This window comes from Limnohabitans sp. (genome assembly GCF_044361985.1).
Taxonomy (GTDB): domain Bacteria; phylum Pseudomonadota; class Gammaproteobacteria; order Burkholderiales; family Burkholderiaceae_C; genus Limnohabitans_A.
Map to the genome: position 1 here is coordinate 1 of NZ_JBIKHV010000107.1, position 6798 is coordinate 6798.

General features: G+C 56.8%; 5 protein-coding genes and 1 pseudogene. 2 read left to right on the plus strand and 4 right to left on the minus strand.

Annotation, left to right across the window (positions count from 1 at the left end; all coding sequences use genetic code 11):
• Both ACIQ3A_RS12940 and ACIQ3A_RS12945 read right to left on the minus strand, forming a co-directional pair.
• Positions 1-513: biotin/lipoyl-binding protein (locus tag ACIQ3A_RS12940; RefSeq protein ID WP_396432141.1), on the minus strand; the 513-nt coding region annotated here is incomplete at its 3' end.
• Entirely contained in the window at positions 507-2171 is a 1665-nt protein-coding gene (locus ACIQ3A_RS12945; RefSeq protein WP_396432142.1) for a TolC family protein, read from the minus strand. The genes ACIQ3A_RS12940 and ACIQ3A_RS12945, both read right to left, overlap by 7 nt.
• A gap of 135 nt (positions 2172-2306) precedes the next feature.
• Between ACIQ3A_RS12945 and ACIQ3A_RS12950 the strand changes: the two genes are divergently transcribed.
• The gene (locus tag ACIQ3A_RS12950) at positions 2307-4223 is read left to right on the plus strand and encodes an ATP-binding protein (RefSeq protein WP_396432143.1); all 1917 of its coding nucleotides are present in this window, start codon (positions 2307-2309) and stop codon (positions 4221-4223) included.
• Between the two features lie 79 nt (positions 4224-4302).
• On the plus strand, positions 4303-5001 hold the full coding sequence (locus tag ACIQ3A_RS12955) for a response regulator transcription factor (RefSeq protein ID WP_396432144.1): 699 nt from the start codon (positions 4303-4305) through the stop codon (positions 4999-5001).
• A gap of 305 nt (positions 5002-5306) precedes the next feature.
• Here the strand turns inward: ACIQ3A_RS12955 and ACIQ3A_RS12960 are convergent.
• Positions 5307-6268: pseudogene (locus ACIQ3A_RS12960) on the minus strand (IS5 family transposase).
• Positions 6269-6560: 292 nt separating this feature from the next.
• Positions 6561-6798: integrase core domain-containing protein (locus ACIQ3A_RS12965; RefSeq protein ID WP_396432145.1), on the minus strand; the 238-nt coding region annotated here is incomplete at its 5' end.

Sequence of the window (6798 nt, forward strand, 5' to 3'; positions counted from 1 at the left end):
GAAGGGTGCAGCGATCTGGCATTTAGACAGCACCGCCTGGTTGCCTCCCACCTCGGCTTTGGCTTTGGCAGTGGCCGACTTGGACAAGTCCAACTCGAGTTGCCCCACCGAGTTCAGCTCTTGAAGGCGCAAGTTCGATTTGAGTGTTTGCTCCGCGCCATCCAATTCAGCCTGGGCTTTTTGCAACTGGGCTTGCTGCAAACTGCAGTCGAAGCTCACCAGGGTTTGCCCACTTTGAAACGCAGACCCCTCTTGCACGCTGATGGCCGAGATCTTGGCGCCAATTTCTGCGGCGATCGTGGTGTAGCGACGCGGCATCAACTGGGCCCGAATCTCTTGTCGCTCGATGGTCGGGCGTGGCGATGGCGTGGCCAGCGCAGCGCTAGACGCTGCACTGCCCGCCACCGGCACACCAGGCCGGGGCGTGGGAGAAGCCGTGGCCTGCGCCCAAACACCGGTCGATGCCATGCACGCCATCAGGCACACGGCCTGCCAACGAGCGTGGATCACCATTTGCCTTTGCTGGGAGTGCTGCTGGCTACAGAACCACCGGCCACAGAAGCACCGGCAGCAGGCACGCTGGCAGCAGTGGTTGAGACTTTCGCAAGCGCTGCTGCGGGCACTGGGGCAGGCACAGCCGCTTCGGCACGCAGTTGCGCCCAAGGCGCCTGGGTTTTGCGCAGTTGCTCAGTCAGCTCTTTGAGTGACAACTCACCAGTACTGCCAATCTGCGGCTCCATGCCCAAAGTGGCCACCAAGCGGCTTTCGGCCACTTGCACTTGGGCCAGCGCCTGGTAGCGGCGCAACAAACTCAAGATGGCCGAGGTTTCGGTGCTGACCAAGTCCAGCTTGCTTTGCGCCTGCACAGACTGGCGGTTGCGCATGATTTCAGAGATCTTGCTGTCCGTGGTGTAGATGGCGTCTGCACGCTCGAACTGGCTGCGCGTGTTGATCACGGCCAGGCGCGACAAATGCACCTGGGTCATGACAGACAACTGGGTGGCCATGCGGCGCTGGTCAGCCAGGGCCACGCCCGCTTCGGCCAGCTTCATCTGTGCCGGGCCGGTGAACAAGTTCATCAAATTGAAAGACATCTGCACGCCGGCTTCGTTCCAGGTGCGGTTCAGCAGGTAGTTGTCGGTGTCGTACTTGGCCCCGTAGTTGAAGGACAAATTAGGGAACATGCGCACCAAGGTGCGGCGAGTTTCTTCACGGGCAATGCGCCCGTTGTAATGCTGCTCGCGCAAATCAGCGTTTTTGAGCAAGGCCACTTCTTCCAGCTTTTGCACCGACACTTGCGTGACTTCGTTGCCAATATTTTTCAGTTCCGTCGTGGCAATTTGGATGGTCTGCCCCAAGGGGGCATTGATCAGCGATGCCAGATCCACCTGGGCAGAAGACAACTCTTGGTCGATCGACTCGAGCAAGCGCATGTTCTCCAGCAACTGACGCTGGTAGCGCAAGGGCTCCAGTGGGTTGCGCACGCGCTCGGTGGCCGCTTTGCGCGAATCGTCCAGGGCTTCCTCGGCCAGGCGGATGGTTTTTTGCACATCGGCTTTGAGCAACTGGGCACTGGCTGAGCGCCAGTAGGCCGTGCGCACGTCTTGCATCAGCAAATGCATGGCTTTGCGGCGCTTTTCACCAGCGATCATGAAGCGGTCGGCCTGCTGCTTGGCGCCGTAATAGCCCATGCCAAAGTCCACCAGGCTCCAGGTCAGGCCCAGATCGGCGGTGTAGTGAGCGGCCTCACTGGATGTAGAGGTTTCACTGCGTGCAAAACTGCCCGGAACTGGGTCACCTGGCTTGGTACTGCCGGTGAAACGCGGGGTATCTCGGCGTGAATACCCGGCCTGTGCCAGCACTCTGGGCAGCATGTCGTATTTATTCACATCCAGCTGTCCAAGGGCTAAGGCCTCTTCCATTTGCTTGGAACGCCTGTCCAAGTTGTACTTGAGGGCGCGCGCCATGGCCTCGTCCAGCGTCAAAGGACCAGTGATAGGCTCAACGTCTTTGCGCAGATTGACGCCGTCTTTTTGCTGCTGAGCCTGCATGTCTTGTTGCGTCAATGCAACAGGTTCGACACTGGCACAGCCTGCAGCCACGGCACACGCCATGGCCACCAGGGTCCAGCGCAGAGGGGATGGGATTGCATTGACAGTTGATTTAGTCATCTCTTTGTTTTCCGATTTATAATTTTTTAACTAATTATTTACTAAAAATAATAGTTTTGCGATATTTATCATGTATACCAACTTTAGAGGTTAAATCATAAAATTCGCCCAAACCAAAAAAATCCAAAGCTCAGCATGAATACGCGACGTTCTGTTTTCTTCATTTTTAGCAGGGGATGGCTGCTGGCTTGGCTGTTGGCGTGGCTGCCCCTCTGCGCTGTCGCGGCCGAAGGCAAGGACCACATCACGCAGCGGGCATGGCTGGAGGACGCCACGGGCCAACTGAGTTGGCCAGCCGTTCAGCAAAGCACCCCCCTGCCCTACACCGGCATGCTGAGCAAAGGCTTTGGCCCTTCGGTGATCTGGCTGCGCTTGCGCATTGACCCACAAGCCAGTCAGGTCTCCGTCAAAGAACCAGACCGGCTGGTGCTGCGCATTCGCCCGGTGTATCTGGATGACATCCAGGTGTTTGACCCCTTGGCCACCCAGGGGCTGGTTGGTAAAACAGGCGACATCCAGCACCCCCGAGAAGACGAATTTGAAGGGATGGACTTTTTATTGCCCATTGCCCGCGGTGAGCAGCCGCGCGACATTTGGCTGCGACTGGCCTCCACCAGCACCCGCCAGATTGACGTCCAGGCACTGAACGTCGAAGCACTGGACCAGCGCATCCGCGTTCAACAGCTGTTGTTTGCCGTCTACATTGGGCTGATCCTGATCTTTGCGGTCTGGGCCTTGGTCTACTGGCTGTTCAGCCGGGAATCCTTGATTGGCGCCTTTTGCCTGGCACAAACCACAGCGCTGTTTTATGCCTTGGGCTCTTTGGGCTACCTGCGCGCTTTTTGGCCCATGGCATGGCCGGCCGCATGGCTGGACATGGGCACCACGATCTTCAGCATCAGCGCAGTCAGCACGGCCATGCTGTTCCACTTCATGCTGCTGCGCGAATTCGACCCACCGCGCTGGACAGTGCGCGTGTTAATTCTGATGCTGGCTTTGTTCCCCCTCAAGCTGGCCCTGCTGACCCAATGGCCCACAGCAGCCCTGCGCCTGAACATGAGCGAAGTGCTGATCTCACCGTTCTTTTTTGTTCTTTCGGTGCTGCTATCGCGGGGCTGGTCCAAAACAGGCTCGCAACAACCGCCTCTGACCAAACCGGTGGTGCTGGCTTTTTATGTCCTGCTGGTGGCCAACCTGTGTGTGGCTGCGCTGGCGGGCCTGGGTCTGGTCAGCTCAGGCGAAATTGCGCTGCACATCGTGCAAGTGCACGGGCTAGTGACCGGATTTTTGGTGTTGCTGATGCTGCAATACCGCGCCCATGTGATGAACCAGCAGCGCCGCGAAATCAGCTTGGCATTGGAGCGCAGTCAAGTTCAGGCTCAGCAAGAACGCAACATCCGAGAAGAGCAGGAAAAATTGCTGGCCATGCTGGCACACGAACTCAAGACGCCCCTGGCCACCATGCACATGCGCCTGGACTCGACGGCCTCAGGGAGCCAGGAGATCAGAAAAGCCATCCGCGACATGGACAACGTGATCGAGCGCTGCCTGCAAACCGCCCAGTTAGGAGATCGCCAACTGACCGCCCATCTGGCACCCACCGATGTGGTGGGCATCGTGCGAGATGCGGTGTCTTACTGCAAACAACCGGCACAGATACACATGGATTTGCCACAGCAGTCGTTGGCAAACACCGACAAGCAATTGCTGTTCATTGTGCTCAGCAACCTGCTAGAAAACGCTTGCAAATACGCGGCCACGGACACCCCGATCAGGGTGCGTCTGCAGTCGGTGTCCGCCCCAGCCTCCAGTCAGAGCGTTTTGCAAATAGAGGTCAGCAACTCGCCGGGCATTGCGGGCTGGCCCGAGGCCGACAAAGTCTTTGAAAAGTACTACCGCAGCCCCCACGCCAGGCGACAGGCGGGCACTGGCCTGGGCCTGTTCCTGGTGCGCAACCTGATGCACATTCTGGGTGGCCGCATCGACTACGCACCCAACGACAGCGCGATTTGTTTCGTGGTGCAACTGCCGGGCTCTGTGCAAAGCCCTTGATTTGGTTTGCTTTGGAATGAGATTCCTATTTTTTTTATGATGTGTCGGTTTTATCACTTTCGCAACGTTCCCCCGACCAATGACACCCACCCCATCGCTCCACATATTGGTGGTGGAAGACAACGACAGCCTGCGCGAAGCCACGGTGCAATTTTTGCAGGCCCAGGGGCATCAAGTGGCAGGGCTGGTTTGTGCCGAAGAGGTGGACGAAACACCGACCCGCGATTTGCCTGACCTGTACCTGATCGACGTCAACTTACCGGGTGAAAACGGCTTTAGTCTGACTGAGCGCATCCGCAAAACCCAGCCGCTGGCAGGCATTGTGCTCATGACCGCACGGGGCCAGCTCAATGACCGGCTCGAAGGTTATTCATCAGGCGCTGACAACTACCTCGTCAAGCCCGTAGAACAGGCTGAGTTGCTGGTGTGCATCCACAATTTGGCCCGCCGACTCAAAGCCAGTGCCCCCATGCCCAACGCACAAATCGTGCTCAACAGCCAAACCCTTTGCCTGACCGGCCCCGAGGGGGAGGCCTCGCTGAGCCATGGCGAGGGGATTTTGCTGGCCGCGTTTTGTCGTGCAGCAGGCCAAAAGCTCGAACGCTGGCAAGCCATGCAACTGGTGGACACCAAGGACAAGGGCCTTTTGCCTGCCAACCTGGAAATGCGCATCAGCACACTGCGCAAAAAGCTCAGCCATTGCGGGGCGCCAGAAGATGCCATCCTGACGCTGCGCGGGTTTGGCTACGCGCTGAGCTGCCAGATCGAATTGCGCTAAAGAGCTTTCCTCATCCGTCACCGGGTTAGAAAAATGATGCGCCACGCTGCGCTTGATTTTTAAAGCCTAAGACCCCTGCTCTCGCTTTTGCTATTGCTCTTGCCGCAGAGCACTGGATTGAAAATATGAAAAATTGATATCTATTTAGGGATGGTCTGAATAATTCGACGCAAGCCATGGCAAGTGGCCGTCGACTTCAATTTTTTGCGTTTTCGGCTCAATGCGCCGAGTTGGGCAACGATTTTTGAGTCCCTTGAGGCTGCGTTGGCCATGGGCACCACCACTTGCCTTGCCTGCAGACGCACTCATCCCTGCTCCCCTTGCAACTTTGTCCGCACCATCCACAAATTGGACAAACAAACAACGTGACCAACTGCGCCGTGTTCTTCTTCAGCCCACGGTAGCGGGTTTTGACATAGCCAAACTGGCGTATGATCACTCGAAACGGGTGCTCCACCTTGGCTCGAATCCCGGCCTTGGCTTTCTCAATCTTGTCTGTCAGTTGGTCAAGCGGATCGCTCTTGACCAAAGCCCTGCGTTTGCCTGGGCGCATGGCAACGTACCATGTCACGCTAAGCTTGACATCGGGGCGTTTGTGGATGCCTTGATAACCCGCATCGCCATACGCATCCACTTCTTGCCCGTGCAACAAGCTATTGCCTTCGAGCACATCGTGAACATTGCCAGATGTGCCTCACACCGTGTGCACCAAGCCAGAGCCAGAGTCAGCGTCCGCGTCCGCGTCCGCGTCCGCGCCAATGTAGGCCTTCATGTCGAAGTGCCACTGGTTGCCTTTTTGGTTGGAGTGCATCTCAGGGTCGGGGGCTTTGTCATTGTTCTTGGTGGAACTGGGAGCTGCTATGAGTGTGGCGTTCACCACGGTGCCGGTCTTGAGCAGCAAACCGCGCGCGATCAACAAGTCGTTGACTGTGGCCAGGATTTGATCGGCCAACTTGTGCTTTTCCAATCGATGGCGGAACCGGAAGATGGTGCTTTCGTCGGGCATGCGCGAAAACTCTTGAAGTTGGGCAAATTCTCGATACAGGGGCACGTCAAAGAACGCCTCCTCCATGCCCGGGTCCGACAGGGTAAACCACTGCTGCAAGAAGTGCATGCGCAACATGGTCGCCAGTGAGAAGGGCGGACGCCCTTTCTTGCCTTCGGGGTAATAAGGCGCGATCAACTCGATCAGCGCCTGCCACGGAACGACTTTGTCCAACTAATCTAGGAACTCGCGCTTGCAGGTTTTCTTCGCGATCAGGCTCAAATCAAGGCTTACTTTTTTTCATGGGTCAATGATGCTGTACGGGACTTACACCAAGCACACAGGAGCGGGACTTTTGCAGAGTTTCCCTAAATAGATTTATTGCTAGAGTGTTTTCAAAAATTGAAGTAGCCCCTAAAGTCAGGACAGACTTGATGGCAGTTTAAGTTGCACTCAACTTCTCGCAGCTGGTCGGCGCTGCCCCGGTTTTCGCATTTGGTTTTGCTGGCTCAATCTCAATCCTGACTTCCTTGGTCGCAGTCCCGCTGGAGCGCATCGCAACTGTGAGTCTTTCTTAACTCCGGTATTTGTCCACGATCATCGCACCTCCGCCGCTTGAAGTTTTGTGAACCTCCTGCGGGGTTTGATTTCCCAAGGTCTGGTGCGGGCGCTCGATGTTGTAGAAGGCAAAGTATTTCGTCAGGCTCACCAGTAACTCGCCCATGGTGGCATAGCCGTTGAGGTAGATGTCCTCATGCTTGACGCTCCTCCAAAGCCGCTCCACAAAGATGTTGTCATAGGCCCGGCCCCGG

What these genes read in the sequence shown, in the direction of transcription:
- ACIQ3A_RS12955 (WP_396432144.1), top strand. Translation starts at nt 4,303, where the DNA reads ATGACACCCACCCCATCGCTCCACATATTGGTGGTGGAAGACAACGAC.
- ACIQ3A_RS12945 (WP_396432142.1), bottom strand. Translation starts at nt 2,171, where the DNA reads ATGACTAAATCAACTGTCAATGCAATCCCATCCCCTCTGCGCTGGACC.
- ACIQ3A_RS12950 (WP_396432143.1), top strand. Translation starts at nt 2,307, where the DNA reads ATGAATACGCGACGTTCTGTTTTCTTCATTTTTAGCAGGGGATGGCTG.